Annotated in this window: 15 protein-coding genes; 5 read left to right on the top strand and 10 right to left on the bottom strand. The window is 59.1% G+C overall.

Annotated elements, in window-relative coordinates:
- Positions 1-14: 14 nt before the first annotated feature.
- Positions 15-1,163 (bottom strand): glycosyltransferase family 4 protein, encoded by a 1,149-nt coding sequence (locus DA915_RS21165; protein ID WP_107677223.1) that lies wholly within the window; start codon positions 1,161-1,163, stop codon positions 15-17.
- A gap of 413 nt (positions 1,164-1,576) precedes the next feature.
- On the opposite strand from DA915_RS21165, the gene DA915_RS21160 reads away from it, so the two are divergent.
- Entirely contained in the window at positions 1,577-2,911 is a 1,335-nt protein-coding gene (locus tag DA915_RS21160; RefSeq protein ID WP_107677239.1) for a hypothetical protein, read from the top strand.
- Between the two features lie 138 nt (positions 2,912-3,049).
- A complete protein-coding gene (locus tag DA915_RS29000; RefSeq protein WP_192886627.1) occupies positions 3,050-4,474 on the top strand; it encodes an O-antigen ligase domain-containing protein in 1,425 nt (474 codons plus the stop codon).
- 54 nt (positions 4,475-4,528) lie between these two features.
- On the opposite strand, the gene greA is transcribed toward DA915_RS29000, so the two are convergent.
- Positions 4,529-5,011 carry a transcription elongation factor GreA gene (greA, locus tag DA915_RS21150; protein WP_107677222.1) on the bottom strand — a complete coding sequence of 161 codons (483 nt, stop codon included), beginning with the start codon at positions 5,009-5,011 and terminating at the stop codon, positions 4,529-4,531.
- A 274-nt stretch (positions 5,012-5,285) separates the two neighbouring features.
- Here greA and DA915_RS21145 point away from each other — a divergent pair, with 274 nt between their 5' ends.
- Positions 5,286-6,683: a family 16 glycosylhydrolase gene (locus DA915_RS21145; protein ID WP_107677221.1), complete on the top strand. Its 1,398-nt coding sequence runs from the start codon at positions 5,286-5,288 to the stop codon at positions 6,681-6,683.
- Positions 6,684-6,761: 78 nt separating this feature from the next.
- On the opposite strand, the gene DA915_RS21140 is transcribed toward DA915_RS21145, so the two are convergent.
- From DA915_RS21140 to DA915_RS21115, 6 genes are all read right to left on the bottom strand, one after another.
- Positions 6,762-7,676 carry a TIM barrel protein gene (locus tag DA915_RS21140; protein WP_192886626.1) on the bottom strand — a complete coding sequence of 305 codons (915 nt, stop codon included), beginning with the start codon at positions 7,674-7,676 and terminating at the stop codon, positions 6,762-6,764.
- 26 nt (positions 7,677-7,702) lie between these two features.
- The gene (ugpQ, locus tag DA915_RS21135) at positions 7,703-8,428 is read right to left on the bottom strand and encodes a glycerophosphodiester phosphodiesterase (RefSeq protein WP_107677219.1); all 726 of its coding nucleotides are present in this window, start codon (positions 8,426-8,428) and stop codon (positions 7,703-7,705) included.
- 11 nt (positions 8,429-8,439) lie between these two features.
- The gene (locus tag DA915_RS21130; protein WP_107677218.1) at positions 8,440-9,552 is read right to left on the bottom strand and encodes an ABC transporter ATP-binding protein; all 1,113 of its coding nucleotides are present in this window, start codon (positions 9,550-9,552) and stop codon (positions 8,440-8,442) included.
- A gap of 5 nt (positions 9,553-9,557) precedes the next feature.
- Positions 9,558-10,634, bottom strand: coding sequence for a carbohydrate ABC transporter permease (locus tag DA915_RS21125; RefSeq protein ID WP_020012120.1), 1,077 nt, complete (start codon positions 10,632-10,634; stop codon positions 9,558-9,560).
- Positions 10,634-11,545 (bottom strand): carbohydrate ABC transporter permease, encoded by a 912-nt coding sequence (locus DA915_RS21120; RefSeq protein ID WP_107677217.1) that lies wholly within the window; start codon positions 11,543-11,545, stop codon positions 10,634-10,636. The genes DA915_RS21125 and DA915_RS21120 overlap by 1 nt, the downstream gene beginning before the upstream one ends.
- Positions 11,546-11,613: 68 nt before the next feature.
- Positions 11,614-12,987: an ABC transporter substrate-binding protein gene (locus DA915_RS21115; protein WP_107677216.1), complete on the bottom strand. Its 1,374-nt coding sequence runs from the start codon at positions 12,985-12,987 to the stop codon at positions 11,614-11,616.
- 93 nt (positions 12,988-13,080) lie between these two features.
- On the opposite strand from DA915_RS21115, the gene DA915_RS21110 reads away from it, so the two are divergent.
- Positions 13,081-14,220, top strand: a complete 1,140-nt coding sequence (locus DA915_RS21110) for an ROK family transcriptional regulator (RefSeq protein ID WP_107677215.1) — start codon at positions 13,081-13,083, stop codon at positions 14,218-14,220.
- Between the two features lie 28 nt (positions 14,221-14,248).
- Here the strand turns inward: DA915_RS21110 and DA915_RS21105 are convergent, their stop codons facing one another.
- Together DA915_RS21105 and DA915_RS21100 are read right to left on the bottom strand one after the other, a co-directional pair.
- Positions 14,249-14,665: a hypothetical protein gene (locus DA915_RS21105; RefSeq protein WP_244600777.1), complete on the bottom strand. Its 417-nt coding sequence runs from the start codon at positions 14,663-14,665 to the stop codon at positions 14,249-14,251.
- 50 nt (positions 14,666-14,715) lie between these two features.
- Positions 14,716-15,207, bottom strand: coding sequence for a hypothetical protein (locus DA915_RS21100; protein ID WP_003509559.1), 492 nt, complete (start codon positions 15,205-15,207; stop codon positions 14,716-14,718).
- 172 nt (positions 15,208-15,379) lie between these two features.
- Here DA915_RS21100 and DA915_RS21095 point away from each other — a divergent pair, with 172 nt between their 5' ends.
- Complete coding sequence (locus DA915_RS21095; protein ID WP_065695112.1) at positions 15,380-17,332, top strand: BTAD domain-containing putative transcriptional regulator; 1,953 nt, start codon at positions 15,380-15,382, stop codon at positions 17,330-17,332.
- Positions 17,333-17,334 lie beyond the last annotated feature (2 nt).

Below are 17,334 nucleotides of genomic sequence, written 5' to 3'. Positions count from 1 at the left end.
CGCCGCGCGAAACCTCACGCCGCCTCCGCCAGCAGCGCGGAAACGGACCGGCAGGTTTCCTCCAGCGAGAAACGCTGGCTCACATCCTCCCGCCCCTTTTGCGCCAGCCTTTCCGCCAGAGCCGGATCGGACAGAACGCGGCCGAGCGCTGCGGCCAGCGCAGATGGCTCTCCCGGCGGCACGAGAAGGCCCGTTTCGCCGTCACGGATGATTTCGGTAACCCCGCCGCCGCGCGTGGCGACAACCGGACGCCCGCACATCATGGCCTCGACAACCACCCGGCCGAAGGGCTCGGCAACAATTGAGGTGTGAGCAACCGCATCCATCGCCGCCATCAGTTCCGGCACATCCGAGCGGAAACCGAGGAAGCGGACACGGCCGTCGAGATCTAGACTGGACGCCTGTTCGCGGATGCGCGCCTCATAGGCCTCCTGCCCGAAAAGCGCTCCCCCGACGATCACCGCCTGCACTCCCTCCATCGCCGCAATCGCCTCCAGAAATACATGCTGTCCCTTCCATTCGCTCAGCCGGCCAAAAAGGCCGACAAGCGGTTGCGGACCGAGGCCCAGTTCCGCTCGCAGCCGCGCGGCCTTGCCCGGCTCGTAGACCTTTGCCCTGGCGGGATCGAAGCCGTTGTAAACGATGCGAACCTTATTCGCCTCACCGCCGGCCTCGATGAAAGCCCGGCCCGTTTCTTCGGAATTGACAGCCACCAGCTTGGCGAAAAGGCGCGCAAATGCCAGCGAAGCCCGACGGTTGGTGGCGCTGAAAGCGGGATCGGTGACGATATCGTGCAAAATCCAGACGAGCGGGCGACGGCTGAGCTTCGCGGCCAGCGCGCAGACAAAAAGCGCCTTTTGCGAGTTGGCGCAGATCACATCATAATGCCGCGCCTCCCGGCTCAATTGCCAGGCGACCGCCATCACATCAGCCGCTCCGCGTAACAGGGCGCCGAACGACGCATTGCGGCGGATTGACAGCATTTTTTCTCCGGCGGACAACATGACCGGAGGCCGCCCGGCGTCAGCCAGATCATCTGCGGCCGCACCACCACTGAGAAAACAAGCGCGCCAGGAATGCGGTCCACCCTTGACGAGATCAGCCAGAAAAAGTTCGGCGCCGCCCTTCTCTCCGGTATGGCTGACAAAAAGAGCGGATGTCATGGCATCTCCCCTGCCGTAGGAGAGAACCCACGATGCGTCTGGTTTTGATTGCGGGCATGAACAGCACACCTGCGAAAAGAACCATCCTGCGCGATAGCGACAGGGATATCTTCGTCGGAGATTACAGAGAAATGCACGTTGCCAGATAAAAATACCAGCATCATAACCTTTATTAGTAATAAAATTTAAAAATAGCAAAAGTAAAATACAAATATTCTATTTTTATACTTCAGACGAAATGCAAGAAAAATTCATGACGTTTGTTTTTATGCGCTGATCGCCATTCCGCTCCCGGCATTTTTTCCCCGTGCCTCATGGCGGAATTATCCTGAGGCCAGACCAGGAGAACGAACGATGGCAGCGCTCGGATACAACATATGCATATATATGGCACGAACGGAAGAGGTGGCGGCATGATCGGCGTAACGCTCGGCAGCCGCCCCCGGACCATGGGCGCCATCGGTCTTTCCTTGACGGCATTCTCTGTCCTGCGCGCCCGGCTGACAGCGGGTCAGAATGCCACGCTGTTCGTGAACGGCGACAGCACCGCCCATGCCGAAGCCGGACCATTTCATCAATTTGCGATGATGCTCGGCGAACTGCACGATACGACGGTGGTGTTACATCGCTGGGCGGAATGGGAAACGAATGCCGCCACCGGGCCAAAAGCCTATGCGGAACCGGTCACGCTGCGCGCCGGTAAGGGGGCGACGCTGGCGGTCTATCTCGCAACGCTACCCGGCGGCATGGCGGGTTACATGTTCGCGGAACAGCGTGCAGCGGCGCTGAATGTCCCCCGTCCGGATCTTTGCATCCTGCATCAGGGCCATAATATGCAAACCTTCGAGGTGCCTGGCGGCATTTTGAGCTCCGGGCGATCCACCCTGCTCGGCCCGCTCGGCATGACCGAATGGCAATGGCCGGGCACGCCACAGCTCATCACCACGCAGAACCCGTGGCGTGATGGGACGGGTTACGACAAGGTCTATCAGGCAATCCTCGATTTGGCCCGAGCACATCCGAACCTTACGCTGGTGGATACGCATGCGGCATTTCTGGCGAAGGCCAAGGACGCCGCCCTTTATCGGGACAATATCCACCCGAACGATGCTGGATCGCGGCTCATTGCCCGAACCCTGTTCGATTCCTACCTCACTTCGGCATCCGACAGCCGTTTTCAGACACCTTGCTGGCCGAAGCTGCCTGCCGCCAATCTCATAGGGAATGGTGACTTTACCGACTGGTCGGGCTCCGCTCCCACAGGCTGGGGGCTGACTTCGCCAGGCTCGGCCACCAAAACCACCGAAATCATCTTCTCCCCGTCCTTCGCAAGCAGCCTCGCGCTCTATGCGAATGGCAGTCAGACCGCCGGGCTCACGCGTTACTTCCGCAATGCGGAGGCCGCAGCGATGATCGGCAGGACGATTTCATTAGCCGTGCTTTACAAAAACAACGAGAAGCAACGTCTCCCCTACATCATGCTGGTTGCTAAAAGCGGCGGCGCAGTCAGGACGATCATTTGCTCCGCCCTGCAATTTGGAGGCGCCAACATCTCCGGTAACAGCGGCTGGATGTGGGCAATCGCCAACGGGATCGCCATAGATCCAGACATGAGCCCGACCGGGTATAATTTTTATCTGCGCATCCTTCCCGCATTCGGCACCAGCGCGCCCACCTCAAATGAGCCAGTTCACATTCAGCGCATCATCGCGGTCGAAGGGGATTTGCCGAAAGGCAATCTTGTCTAATGGAGAAACGGATAAAATTATCTTGCGTGGCGACGTCATCGAGCCCACTAATGGTCGCCATATTATATTTATTGCCGCGCGGTAACGCCCCTCTCTAAGGGACCGTCGAAATCCGCCTACAAAAGATAAAGGCCGCGAATGAAAAAACGAAAAAATCATGCGGCATCGCGCCTGCCCGCCCTACCGGGTTTCGTTTTGGCAATGCCGCTTTATCCCTCAAAAACAATAAATATTCCCGGCATCTTTCTCGCGATATTCGTTTTTTCCATCGGTTTCTTCATTCAGTGCAACGTGGTGACCAGCAATATCGGCCTGCGTTTCCTCAACATTACCGAGATGCTGGTGCTGATGACGCTGCCCGTCATTGCGCTGCTTTACATTCGCTGCCTGACACCGTCGATCGTCCTGTTTTACCTCCTGCCGCTGACGGTCCTGTTTGCACTCACGGCGCTGTTTGCCGACGCGCGTGGCGATGGCGAATTTTATACGACGGCGATGACCTATTTTTATGCGGTCTATTTTCTCTTCTTTGCCTACATGCTGTTCAAGGAGAACCTTCTCGAGCTGTTCTGCTGGGGCATGTTCGCGGGCTTCATAGCCGTGACGATCCTGCTTTTCCTTGACATCGTCATTCATGACCAGCTTGCCTCCATCGGATTGTCCTTCATGTTCGATGAAGCGGGCGTCCTGGAACTCGCGGCAAAAGGTGAAATAACGCCGCTGCTTTTGCGCGTCGAAAAGGCAGGCGGCATCTGGCCTGTGGGAAACACCGCTGGACCAGCCTTCGCACTGGCCGGAGCAGCCGCTGCCTATCTCGCCGAACGCCAAAGACGGCCCGCGCTGTTTGCGGTGTTTCTGCTCATATACCTGGCAAGCTTTACGCTCACGCTCAACCGCTCGGGTGTGTTTGCCGTGCTCGCCATCGGACTTTATTTTTACGTCCGGAATTTTTCGGTCAAAATGCTGCTCAGCACGTATTTCGGCTTTGCTTTATGCGCCCTTGTCATCGCCGCCGTTCTGCCGCTCGGCGCTTTCGACTTCGCGGGGGAGGTATTTTCGAAACGTTTTCTCGAGGACAGCAATAGCAGCAACAACTTGCATGAGCGGTGGGAGACGATCACCGGCGGTTTTCAGGTCATGTTCCTGCATCCGTTGGGCATCGGATTTACCGCTCGATATGAAGAGCTTGCGCGTATCGCAAAGATCGGTACGCCCCATAACGGCTTTATGGCCACCGCCTACGCTTCCGGCCTGGGATTTTGCATGATGAGCGCCTTTGCGCTGTTTTATGCAATTTTCCGAAAACGCAAGATCGGCTTTTTCGTCTATTCGGCGATCGGGATCATTATCGGCTATCAGTTCGAAGAGCTGAATTTCAATCCCGTCTTCATGGCCCATGTGGGGCTTGCCCTCGCCTACGCCGCCATAGATCTGGACTTCAGGCTCTTCCTGAAGACCACAGTGATGCGGATGCTGGGAACAGCAGATGACGCTCGCCACCGAGAAGAAGGAATCGTTATCGGTAATCCGGGCCTCAGCCCCTTATTGTCTGACGGCAGATAGCAACAAGAAGGCCCTTATTTTTGAGGGCCCATTTTACCCAGTCCGGCCCGGGTGTCAGGCAACTTCGATGATTTCGATCTCCCTGCCGCCCAAGTTTACCAGATCACCAGCCATTTTTCCCGTCAGCACCCTTGCAACCGGGGAGACATAGGACATCGTTCCGGCAGCCGGGTCGGCCTCATCTTCGCCGACGATTCGAAACCGTTGCGTTCGTCCGTCATCGCGGCTGAAGGTCACCAGACTGCCGAAGGCGACGACGCCGTCCGCTGGCGGATCAGGCATCAGTTGCGCGGTGCGAACCCGCTCGGAGAAATATCGCAGATCCCGTAGCGGGTTGGCGGAAATGCGCCGTCTTTCATTGATGTCTTCAATGGCATTGGCCGCCTCACAGGCGTCGCGCGCCAGCCGCAACTGCTCTTCCAGCGCCTTCAGCCCGGACTGCGTTACCAGATTGGGATGAGGCGAGATTATCCGATCCGGCAGAACGGTTTCGGCTGCGGTTTCCGCGCTGTCTTCCTTGGTAAAGGCTACGCTCAATCCTGATACTCCATTCCTCAGATGCCGCGCGGACATCTGCAATCCGCCCCGATCTTGCCATCACCCGCAGGGGTACAGCAAGAGCGCGCCGATGGTTCAAAACCCGACATATAACAGGCGGAACCGGCCGATGACAACGCGCCCGCTCAACAGCTGAATGCAACCGCAGGGGAACATACCCCTTATATTTCGGCCTAACAGGAGGCTTTTTGCCCTGTTAGGGTGTGCAGCAGGAGGAGTGAGGACACCAACGCTAACGGACAGGAGACGGTTCATGGCCCGGACAGTAGTGAATGCGCTTGGAGACACACTCTATTACAGCGGCAGTTCCACCGGATTTTTCTCCGCCACGGGCTCCGGCCCGCGGCTCGCCGGCACCGCCGGCAATGATTCCATGTGGGGTGACAGCTCCGTCAACGTGACGATGGCGGGCGGCACCGGCGACGATATCTATTATCTCTATTCCGGTATCAATCGTGCCGTCGAAAATGCCGGGGAGGGCATCGACACCATCGATACCTGGATGAGCTACACCCTGCCCGACAATTTCGAGAATCTCAGGGTAACGGGTGACGGTCGTTATGCCTTCGGCAATTCACTCGACAATATCATCACCGGCGGATCGGGCAGCCAGACGATCGATGGCGGGGCCGGCAACGACGTACTGATCGGTGGCGGCGGGGCCGACACTTTCGTTTTTACGAGCGGCAACGGTACAGATCTCATCATGGATTTCAGCGCCAATGACACGATCCGGCTGAATGGTTACGGTATCACATCCTTCGATCAGCTGGCCGGCAACGCCACGCAGCAGGGCAGTGACCTATGGCTCAATTTTTCAAATGGCGAGGCTATCGTTCTTGCAGGAAAAACCATAGACGATCTTCAGGCCGACCAGTTCGAGCTCAGCCTCGATCGATCCTCTCTCACCCAGACCTTTGCCGATGAATTCGACACGCTGTCCCTGCACAGCGGCAATCAGGGCACCTGGGACGCCAAATATTGGTGGGCACCCGAAAAGGGGAGCTCGCTGACGACGAATGGCGAGGCGCAATGGTACATCAACCCCTCTTATGCCGGCACGTCGGAGGTCAATCCGTTCAGCGTTGCAAACGGCGTCCTGACGATAACCGCCGAGAAAACCGCGCAATCGATTGCCGATGAAGTCGAGGGTTACGATTATACCTCCGGCATGCTGAACACCTATTCCTCCTTCAGCCAGACCTATGGATATTTCGAAATTCGCGCCGATATGCCGACCGACCGGGGCGCCTGGCCTGCCTTCTGGCTCCTGCCCGAAGACGGCTCCTGGCCGCCGGAACTCGATGTCATCGAAATGCGCGGCCAGAATCCCAATACGCTCATCATGTCCGCCCATTCCAACGCCACCGGTGAACAGACATCGGTCATCAACAATGTCAGCGTGCCCAGCACCGAAGGGTTTCACACTTACGGCGTGTTGTGGGATGCCGAACACATAACCTGGTATTTCGACGATGTCGCCGTGGCGCAGACGGAGACGCCTGACGATATGCATGACCCGATGTATATGGTCGTCAACCTTGCCGTCGGCGGAACCGCGGGAACACCATCGGATGCTGATTTCAGCGACGGCTCGCAGATGATGATCGATTATATCAGGGCCTATTCGCTCTCCGACTGGGCAGCGTAAACCAAAAACACCGGCAGTCGCATCGGGACTGCCGGTGTTTCAAACATCAGCCTGTCGAATTACACCTTGTTCAGGCCATCACTCGGCTGCGAGTTGGGTGCGGGCGGCATTAAGCGACATCAGATGCCGCGCCGTTTCGAGGCTTGCCGGCTGCTCGGCGCGGTAACGGCGGCCGATTTCCATCATCAGCACGGTATCGGGCAGGAACGAAAGTTCGGAGAAGATGCCCTGCCAGTCGATATCGCCCCAGCCGAGCGGCATGTGCAGATCGCCGATGCCAAGCGCCGTGTTTTCCTGGGCAAAATAAGGCTGATAAAAGCCCTGCGGGCGGCCGAAGGAATCGTGCACATGCAGATGGCCGGCAACCGGCGCCATCGCGCGAAGCTCATCGCGGAAATCGAGGCCACGATAGGTGGATTCGAGATAGGCATGGCTGAAGTCGATCAGCGCCACGACATTGTCGTGACCGACAGCCTTCACGGTCGCAGCCACTTCGGCCGGCGTCTGGCGGTATTGGCCGGGCTCGGTGGAGAAGATATTCTCAAGGGCGATGCGCACACCATAGGGCCTGCAGAACTCCGCCAGTTCGAAAAGAGCTTCCCGCTCGCGGCTGTCGGCATCGGCCCGTTCGGCGATCTGGTCGGCACGCAGGGCGCCGCTGTGCTGGACGAGGATGCCTGCGCCGATACGGTCACAGAGAACGGCAAGCGCCTTGGCCGCATCGATCTGGTAAAGGCATGTCACCGGGTCCATGAAATTCGAAGAGACGAGACCGTGCACGGTGTAGCGGAAGTCGAACTGCTTTGCGAGCGACACGAAACGGTCGGCGCGCTCCTCGATGATCCGGCCGCCAGCGATCATATCGAGGCTTGTTGCGGCGATTTCCACGGTGTCGCAGCCAATTTCGGCAAGCGCGCGAAGATCGCTTTCAAGGGTGGCCAGTTCGCCATCGTCCGAGCCGGCGTTGAAGCCGGTACCTATAAGATTGCTCATGTCATGATCTCCAAGGGGAAGGAAGGTTATGCGAATTCAGGGAGCCGCGCGGTACGGCGCACCGTATCGAACAGGTCCGGGCGGTCGATGTTGACGTAGTCTACCCCGGCCAATGCGATCTCTTTATGAAGGTCGATGTCATCACCGCCGTAATAGACCATGATTTCGAGACCGGCCTTGCGGCATGCCGCGACAAGACCGGGCCGCCGCATCTGTGCCGGCGTGATCTCTATGATCGAGGCATGGTGCACGGCCGTCGCCAGCGAAGGCGACTTCGCAATGTCGAGCGTCATCATCTTGCGGAATTCGGGTGCGATGGCCTGCAGACCGCGGCGCATTTCCTCGGAAAAGGAGAAAAAGAAAGTATCGCGCAACATGCCGAGATCGCGCACCAGGGCGGCGACCTTGACGGGATCGCAATATTTCAGCTCGACATAAACGCCGCAGCGGCCGCGCAAATGGCGAAGATAGGCATCAAGACGCGGCACCACAGCGCCCTTGAAGTTTTCCCCGAACCAGCTGCCCGCATCCAGCGCATCGATCTCGCTCGACAGGGCATGGCCGATAGGCCCGGTACCGTCGGTCGTGCGGTCAAGCGTTTCGTCGTGAAAGACATACAGTATGCCATCCGCACTCTCGCGCACATCAAGCTCGATATAATCCGCACCCTGCTCTAGAGCGAGATCGGCAGCGGCAAAGGTGTTTTCGGGCGCGAAACGGTTGGCGCCGCGATGGGAGACAATTTTGGGCATGGAATGTCCTGTCAGTTTACGGGTTCCGGCTGACGCGCCGGCGTGGTCGAATTGTGGGAAAGATCGGCGTGCAGTCCGGCAATGCGGTTGCCGGCTGCGTCAAAAACAAGGGTCAGACCGGATTTGCAGCTGATGCCAACCCGCTCGCCGGGCGCATGCCTTATCGTCTCGCCATATTCCAGCGCATGGATGGTGCCTGCGGGTGTGTCGATGCTGTAGAAAACCTCGCGCCCCATCGGCTCGACGGTGGCGACCGCCCCTTCAAGCCACGCTTCGGCTGGCTTGGTAAGGGTGATATCCTCGGGGCGCAGCCCGAAGGTGATCTCGCCGTCGCAACGGGCATTGATGTCGAGCCGGGCATCGCCGATCCGCAGCTGCTCGCCCTGCGCCTGCCCCGTTAAGAGGTTCATCGGCGGCGTGCCGATGAACCCGGCGACGAACAGGTTGTTGGGCCGGCGATAAAGGTCGTCAGGCGTACCAATCTGGGCAATCGTGCCATTGTTCATGCAGATGATCCTGTCTGCCATGGTGATCGCCTCGATCTGGTCATGGGTGACGATCAGGGTGGTGATCTTCAGCCGCTTCTGCAGGTTTTTCAGCTCGGCTCGCATGGTGATGCGCAGGGTCGCATCGAGATTGGAGAGCGGCTCGTCCAGAAGCAGGATATTCGGCTCCTTGACCAACGCTCTAGCCAGCGCCACACGCTGCTGCTGACCGCCGGAAAGCTGCGAGGGCCGCCGGTCGAGCAACGCGCTGATCTGCACGAGGCTTGCCGCCTCCTCCACCCGCCGCGCCGCCTCCTCGCGCGGCACATCCTTGAAACGCAGCGGAAAGGCGATGTTCTGCCGCACCGTCAGATTGGGATAAAGCGCATAGGACTGGAAGACGATGCCGACATTGCGGTCGCGCGCATCGATGCGGTTGACGTTGTGGCCGTCGAAGGCGATCTCTCCGCCGGTCGGCGCGTAAAGCCCGGCGAGCAGGAAAAGCGTGGTCGATTTTCCGCATCCCGACGGGCCGAGAACGGCGACGAATTCGCCGTCTTCGATCGTCAGTGTCATGGGTTGCAGAACCCGGGTGTCACCCCAGCTTTTGGTGACTTTGTCGAGGGTGATCCTGGCCATGGCGATTATCCTTTGATCCCGCCGAAACTCATCTGGGTGATGTATTTCTGGGTGAAGATGTAAATGATCAGCACAGGCAGCAGATAGATGATGCCGACAGCGGCGATCATGCCGTAATTCACGCCCACGCTGTCCTGTGCCACGAAGAAGAGGTAGAGGCTCATCGTCATCTGGCTTTTTTCGATGAGCAGGGTCTGGACGAAGACATATTCTTCCCAGCCACGCAGAAAGGTGAAGGTGGCGACAGCTATCAACCCGCTTCTGACCTGCGGCAGAACCACCATGCGGAAGGCCTGGAAACGGGTCGCGCCATCGGTGACGGCACTCATCTCGATGTCCCAGGGGACATTGTCGAAGAAGCCCTTGAGAACGAAGATCGCAAAGGGCAATTCCAGCGCGCTCATGACCAGCACGACACCGAAGAGATTGTTGAGCAGCCCCATGTAGTGCAGCTGCACGAAGATCGCGACAGTCAGCGCCAGTGCGGGAAATGCATGCAGCAGCAAAAGTCCGCGCAGGATGTTTTCACGTCCGGCAAAGGCAAAGCGCGACAGTGCATAGGCAGCCGGCGTGGCGACCAGCGCAACGATCAGGGTCTGGGAAGCGGCAAACAGCAGCGAGCTTCGCATGGCTGTCCAGACGGACGGCATCAGCGCAATGCGGGTATTGCCGGTTTTCTCGATGTCACGGCTCCACAGAAAGCTGTAATTCTCGATGGTCAGATGCGGCAGCACAAGCACGAAGACCAGCGCCGCCACCACGACGCCGAGCGCGAGCCAGAGCAGTGCGGGGTTGCGCAGGCGTGCTGAAAACAGCGCGATCGCAATCGCCCCGAAATAGGCCAGCGCGGCAATCGCGCCGCTGCGCCACAGCACCAGCCGGCTGAGATTGTCGTCGGAACTGGTCAGCGATTTCACCAGCAGCCAGAGATAGGGCAGGAGAACCGGGACGGAAACGACCGTGAGAAACACGAGGATGACGGGAAGGAAGCCGGCACGATGGGCGCGGCTGCGTCTTTCAAGATGCGCCCAGTCCGGTTTCAGATCGGAGGCGCGCCGGGCGTGGCTTTGAACGAGCGTCATCACAGCACCTCGATTTTGGCGGGGGCAAAAGTCGCGCGCATGTTGCTGACGCGCCATTGAACGAGGGTCACGGCGACGCCGATGGCCATCAGGCCGAGCGCGAGCGCCGCGCCATAGGCGTAAGCACCGTTTTCGAAGGCGCGCCGGTAGATATAAAGCGCATAGGTGGTGCTGTCGTAGACAGGGCCGCCGCCGGTGATAAGCAGGATATATTCATAGGTCGTCATCAGCGACAGCGCCTGATAGAGCGTGATGAAACGGATCGGAGCCGAAAGCGCCGGTGCGATAACGTGGCGGAGCACGCCCCATTCGCTGGCGCCATCGACGCGCGCCGCATTGGCGAGATGCGAGGGTATCGAGCGGATCGATGATGTCAGGATGACCATGGCGAAGGATGCGCCGACGACGCCGTTCGCCACCACCACCAGAAACAGCGGAAAGTCGTTGCGCAGGTTGAGCGTCGGTGCGCCGAGCATACCGAGGAACTGGTTGAGCAGGCCGGAGGAGGTCGGATCGGCAATCCATATCCAGAGCACGCCGTAAAGCACGGCCGGGCTCATGCGCGGCAGCAGCCACAGGCCGCGGAAGAAATTGCCCAGCCTGTCGGGTATCGCCGTCGTCGTGACCGCCAGAAGTGCACCGAGGCCGATATTGAAGAAAAACAGCGTTGCGCCGACATAGATGAATGTCGTCAAAAGCACGACCGGCAAGCGTACATCACGCTGCACCATGCGCTGGAAATTCTCGACCGTGAATTTGCCGACCTTCAGATTCGCGCCCATATCGGTAAAGGCGATCACCAGATTGACGACGATCGGCGCCAGGAAAAAGACGCCGAGCAGGGCAAGAGCCGGCGCCAGATAAAAAATCGGCCGGGCCGGACGACGCGCCCTGAGCTGGAACTGAGACATTGGGATATACCGGTGGGAACACGGGAAAGCCGCCCGGCGTAACCGGGCGGCGTGGTGTCGGACAAAACTCAGTTGCTTGCGGCTTCGCGGATTTCGATATCCGCGCCGAATTGCAGTTCGAGTTCGTCGGCGATGAAATCGACTGCCTGTTCGGCCGTCATCTTGCCGGTCTCGACCGCCTGCAGGCCGCTGAACAGCACCTTGTTGTAGCTGCCGAACTTGGTGTGGTTAGGCACGAACTGTGCGTCCTTCATCATCGGCGAAGCGGCGGAAAGAACCCAGTTGTCCCGGTATTTCGGCATGGCCGTCTGCGCGTTGCTGATGGCCGTGTGATAGGAAGTGACGGCGTGCTCGTTGTTGAAATAGGGCAAGGTCGCCAGCGCCACGAGATCGGCGGCAATATCGGCATTGGCGCTCTTCGGGTTGACGGTATAGAGCAACGGATGCGACAGGTTGGCCGGTTTGCCGCCCTTTTCGGCTGCCGGTGCGGAAATCCAGCCGATCTTGTTGAAATAGCCTTCGCGATCGGTCGGCCAGGTTGCGCCGTTCTTGTCGCCCACCTGCCAGGCAACCGCCCACACGCCCTGATGGAAGATGAAGGCCTTTTCCTGTTTGAAGGCGGTCTGGATGGCTTCCCAGCTCATGGCGGTATTGTCGACCGGCGTGACGCCCTGCTTGGCGTTGCGCTCATACCAGCCGAGCGCCTTCACCATTTCCGCCTTGGGGAAGACAAGCTTGCCGGTCTTTTCGTCCATGAACTTCACGCCATAGGACTGAAACACCATCAGATAGTCGATACCGACATTCGGGCGATGCAGCATGCCATATTGAGCGGCCTTGCCGTCGACCACTTCCTTCGACAGCGCGGTCAGATCATCGAGCGTGAATTCACCGGCATCGACCTTGGCCGGCAGGCTTTCGATAAAGGCCTCGTCCTTGCCGATCTTGCGCAGCATGTCCTTATTGTAGAAGAACATGCGGATTTCCGCGTCCTGTGGAATACCGTAAATCTTGCCGTCGGCGCCCTTGGCCGAATTCCAGAGGACCGGAAGAATATCGCCATAGACCCACGGGGCGGCGGCGATCCTGTCTTCCATCGGCATGGCATAACCGTCCTGCGCGAACTGGCCAATCCATTCATGCGGCAGAATGTAGATATCCGGGCCCTGCCCCACCGAAAATGCCTTCAGCGTATCGAGAGCGAAACCGTCCCAGCCCTGCACGCTGCTATTGTTCGTGTCGATGACGATGCGCTTGTCGACGCCGGCGGCCTTGAACTGCGCGTTCATGATGCCGGCCGCCGCTTCAATGTTGGTGACGCGGGCGGGCGCATTCTTGTCGGCGAGCGTCCAGAGTTTGACGTTGATGTCTTCGGCAAAGGCAATGGCCGGCAAAAGTGCGCCGAGGGCGACCGTGGCCGCCAGGGAAAGAGATTTAAACATGAGGTGCATTCCCGTTGAAACTGATTATTTAATTAAGTTGCTTAATTTACAGCTTTATGACATTTCCGGCGCTAAAGCTGGGAGAGCAGAACTTTGGCTGAGAAACGAAACGGCGGATTTGCGGGTATCGGCGCGACACAGGGCGCACTTCTGGGTTACATCAGGCGCAAGGGTTCGGCATCGCGGGTCGAACTTGCGGAATATTGCAACGTCACACCGGCTGCCGTGAGCATGATGACTCGCAACCTGCTGGAACGCGGCATTATCGAGGAAGGCGCGCGCCGGCAGGAAGGTCGCGGCGCTCCCCATATCGACCTCATGCTCAAGAAAACCGTCGGTTATGCCCTCGGCGCCCATGCCAATCGTTATTCGGTGATGCTGACGCTGCTGAATTTCGGCGGGGAGATCGTTGGCGAATTGCAGATGCGCGGTTCCTATGACGCGTTTTCCGATGTCCAGCGGGCACTTGAGGAAGGATCCGAAGAGCTGCTTTCAAAAAACGCGATTAGCCGCAACGCCCTGATCGGTGCGGCGATTGCCATGCCGACCCGCTTTCGCAACGAGGCGATGTCGCTCGATCTTGCTGACGAGGTCATTTCCTGGGCGGGTTCCGACCTTTCCGCCATGCTGCGCGAGGCGCTGCGCTGCCCGGTGATTATCGAAAACGACGCCAATGCGGCGGCCATGGGCGAACTCACGCTCGGCAATACGGCGGGGCACGAAAATTTCGCCTATCTCTACCTATCCGAAGGTATCGGCGGCGGCATCATCATCAGGAACGAACTCTATCGCGGTTTTCTCGGCAATGCCGGCGAGATCGGCGCCCTGCGTGGTCGCGGAAACTCACGGCCCTCTTTCGAAGATTTGGCGGCCTGGTGCCTTGAGCATGTCGGCGAAAAACCCTCCGGACGGGCTCCTGACATCTGGACAGACTACCTGTCCCGCAACGCCGCCGTGCTTGACGCGTGGCTGGACCGAGCCGGGCCACAGGTTGCCCGCCTTGGCTTTGCCGTCAGCGCCGTATTGGCGCCCGACGCCATCTATGTCGGCGGCACGTTGCCGAGGATGGTGCGCGAAAAACTGGCGACGTGGCTGGATTATGAGGTTTCGGACCCGTTCAGCGGCGCTAAGGTCATCCAGCCACAAATCCTGCTGCCCGGGGTCGTCGCAACGGACCCCGTGGCCTTCGGCGCGGCGGCAATGATCCTGCACAGTATTGGCGAAACGGACTGAGGGCGTGCAAAGGGTGGCGACGGATGTTTCACCCCCCGAGATTGTGCACCATGAAATAAATCAGCCAGCAATGCGCGATCGCCAATATCGCCCAGGCCCATTTTGCCGCCCTGATATCGGAATCGACGACCCTGTTGCGAATCTCGGTCCTGGCCGGCGTCTCCTTCCGCGCTTGATCATCTCCGAGGGCGGGTGAGGGCAATGTCCGGGAAATCGGTTCGCTGACAACATAAAGCCTGTCATTGCGCAGAGGCAGGCACGACTCGTCATCAACGCTCTCCGCATCGGAAAGCGTATCGTCGCTGGAAGCGCAATTCACCGCCGCAAGTTGCGGTGACATCCCCCTGTTACGCACTTTACCTCTATTGAGCATCATAATTTTCCACACAATAAAAATAAAAATATTCCCTGACGACCTCCGATAAAGCCGCGCTTTGCCGGGCATGCCGCAATCCGTGCAGTCCACGCCTTCACGCCCCAAAGACGTCCCCGCGATCAGGGCACCAGGGCTCCCGGCAGACCACGCCCGCCCGCATAGGGCTTTGTCTCCCGCTGGATCAGGAAGACGGATTTTTCCACCGGCAGCGGCTCGATCGTCCGATAACGCTGAAACCGCTTTGAGTATTCGAACCGGATGAACCTGTCGTCGAACTTCCCCGCCAGAACGCGATAGCCGTTGACGAATTCATTCAGGATTTCCAGCTCTTCTCCCCACACCCAGCCGCCGTAGGACGTTCCTTCATTCGACCGCAGCACGATCTCGAAAAAATGCCCGCCCGCCACCAACGGCATACGAAAGAGGATATCGAGATTATCCTCGTCTTCCTCATCGCCTTTCTTCGCCGACAGCCTGGCATGCGCGACCTTCGCATGGACCAGCGCCGAGACCGGATAGAACGGACGGCCCTTGAACCACATGAATTCACTGACCGCATATCCGACATCGTCGGCACGCTGATAAGGTTCGATGCGCGGCTCGAAGGCCATGTAGCTTCCGTTAAACGCTATCACTTTCGAAAAATCCCGATGCCTGCCTGCCGCATGTCCGCTGTTTTCCACCCGTCATTCATGCTTCTGTCTGCGACAATAGGCAGGCCGCGTCACACCAGCGTCAAATGGAATGCTATGATGACTTTCAATTTCCCGGGCACGTTGTTAGATGATGATTCATGAGGGGACGAAAGTGGCTGGGAACGCTGAACTGATACCGATCCGGCTTTTTGGCACCCCGCGCTGTGATGCGGTGCGGGAGGCATTTTTTCCGTCCAAGGGCTTCGCCCTCACCGCCGCCCTCATCCTTGCGCCGAACCAGTCCCTTTCCCGCCAGCATGCCGCATCGCTGCTGTGGGAAAATGTCGAGCAGAAAAGGGCTCTCGGCAACCTGCGGCAGCTGATCCTGCGCCTGCAGAAGCTTCCCAACGAGGATGAGGCGATCCTTCTGACCGAAGGAAACGATCTTAAGGCCGGCAAGCTGGCGCAGCGAACCGACCTTGCCATCTTCCTTGCCGGCGCAAGGGCCGAAGACCCGATGCGGCGGCTCAATGCGCTGCTTGAATTCGGCGGCGAGTTGCTGGAGGGGTTGGAGGCCGGACAGGATCATCTTTATCTCTGGCTGCTTTCCGAGCGCCGTCGTCTCAGGGACCTGTTCTTTTCCAGCTACACCCAGCTTCTGGAAGAATTGACGCGTTTTGGTCGCGCCAGTTCGAACGATATCGCCAGGCTTGCCGAATGCGCCTGCAAGATCGAGCCGGAGCGCGAAGAAACCTACCGCGCCGCCATGGCGGCCTATGCGCGGATCGGAAACATCAGCGCCTGCGAGGGCATGCACCAGCTTCTGATGGAGCAGCTCCGCCAGGAGGGGCGTTCCCCGGAAGCGGAAACCGTGGCGCTGAGGCGGAGAATACAAAGTCTGACCGCCACGATAACGGTCGCCGCCGAGCCGGAAGAGGGCAACCGCCGAAAATCCCAGACTAAACCCCGCGTCGCATTCGTTCGCCCGGCAAGGGTTGACGGGCAACCGGTCTCGCCGGTCATGCAGGCCTTCGTCGAGGATGTCGCCAACAGCCTTGTCCGATACCGGACCTTCACCGTCCTTTCGCCGCACAGCACCTTTGCACTGGCGCATCAGCGGGCCGATGACAGCTACGCCATGCTGCGGGCGGATTACCGTATAATTTCGACCGTGTTCGACGAAACCCGCATGTCGGTTGCCTTGATCGAGGATGCAAGCGGTGAAATCGTCTGGTCGCTGGAGGCAGTCCTGACCGAGCGGCATATCCACGCCGCCTTCCGGCTGCTGTCCAAACAGGTGGCCGCAGCACTTGCCCGCGAAATCGAGCGACTTCAGGTGGAACCCGACCGCAACCATAGCGGCGAGGCCTATCGGCAATTGCTGGAGGGCCAGCAGCTTCTGCGCGGCAAATGCGACCTGCCGCTTCTTCGAAGAGCCCGCTCGATGTTCCGCAAGGCGGTCGATCTCGACCATAGCCTGGCGGTTGCCCGCGCCCGTGTGGCGCAGAGCCTGCAGCTGGAATGGCTGATGCTTGGCGGCAATGATCCCCATCTCCTGCATCGCGCCAAGGCGGAAGCGGATTCCTCCGTCGAGATCGACCCCGCTCTTGGTGTCGGCCACTGGATGTGCGCAGTGGTGGCGCTCTACCAGCGGGATTTCGACATCTCCGCCGAAAAATTCTTCGAGGCGGAGGCGCTGGCGCCTAACTCCGCCGACCTCCTGCTTCAGCATGCCGATGCGCTCGCCCATTTCGGAGATGCGGAAATCGCCTGGGAGAAATTTCAGCAGGCCATCGACCTCAATCCGCTTGCGCCCGACATCTACTGGTGGGCCGGCGCCAGCATCGCGTTCAAGCGCGAGGATTACGGCACGGCGGTGGAACTGTGCGGGCGGATGGAAAATGACGAGCCGGCGCTGCGCGTTCTGACCGCAAGCCACGCTTTGCATGGCGATTTGGTCGCCGCCCGCGAAACCGGCAGCAGGCTTAAGGAAAACTATCCGGGTATGACGGCGAGGGAGATCAGCAGCCTGTCTCCAGACCGGGACCCGGTAGCGAATGAAAAATTCTATCACGCACTTCGATTAGCTGGGATCAAATAGGA

Source organism: Agrobacterium sp. LAD9, assembly GCF_003031125.1.
Lineage (GTDB): Bacteria > Pseudomonadota > Alphaproteobacteria > Rhizobiales > Rhizobiaceae > Agrobacterium > Agrobacterium radiobacter.
Note: the sequence above shows the minus strand (reverse complement) of the source record. Positions and strands in the feature narration are given on the sequence as shown.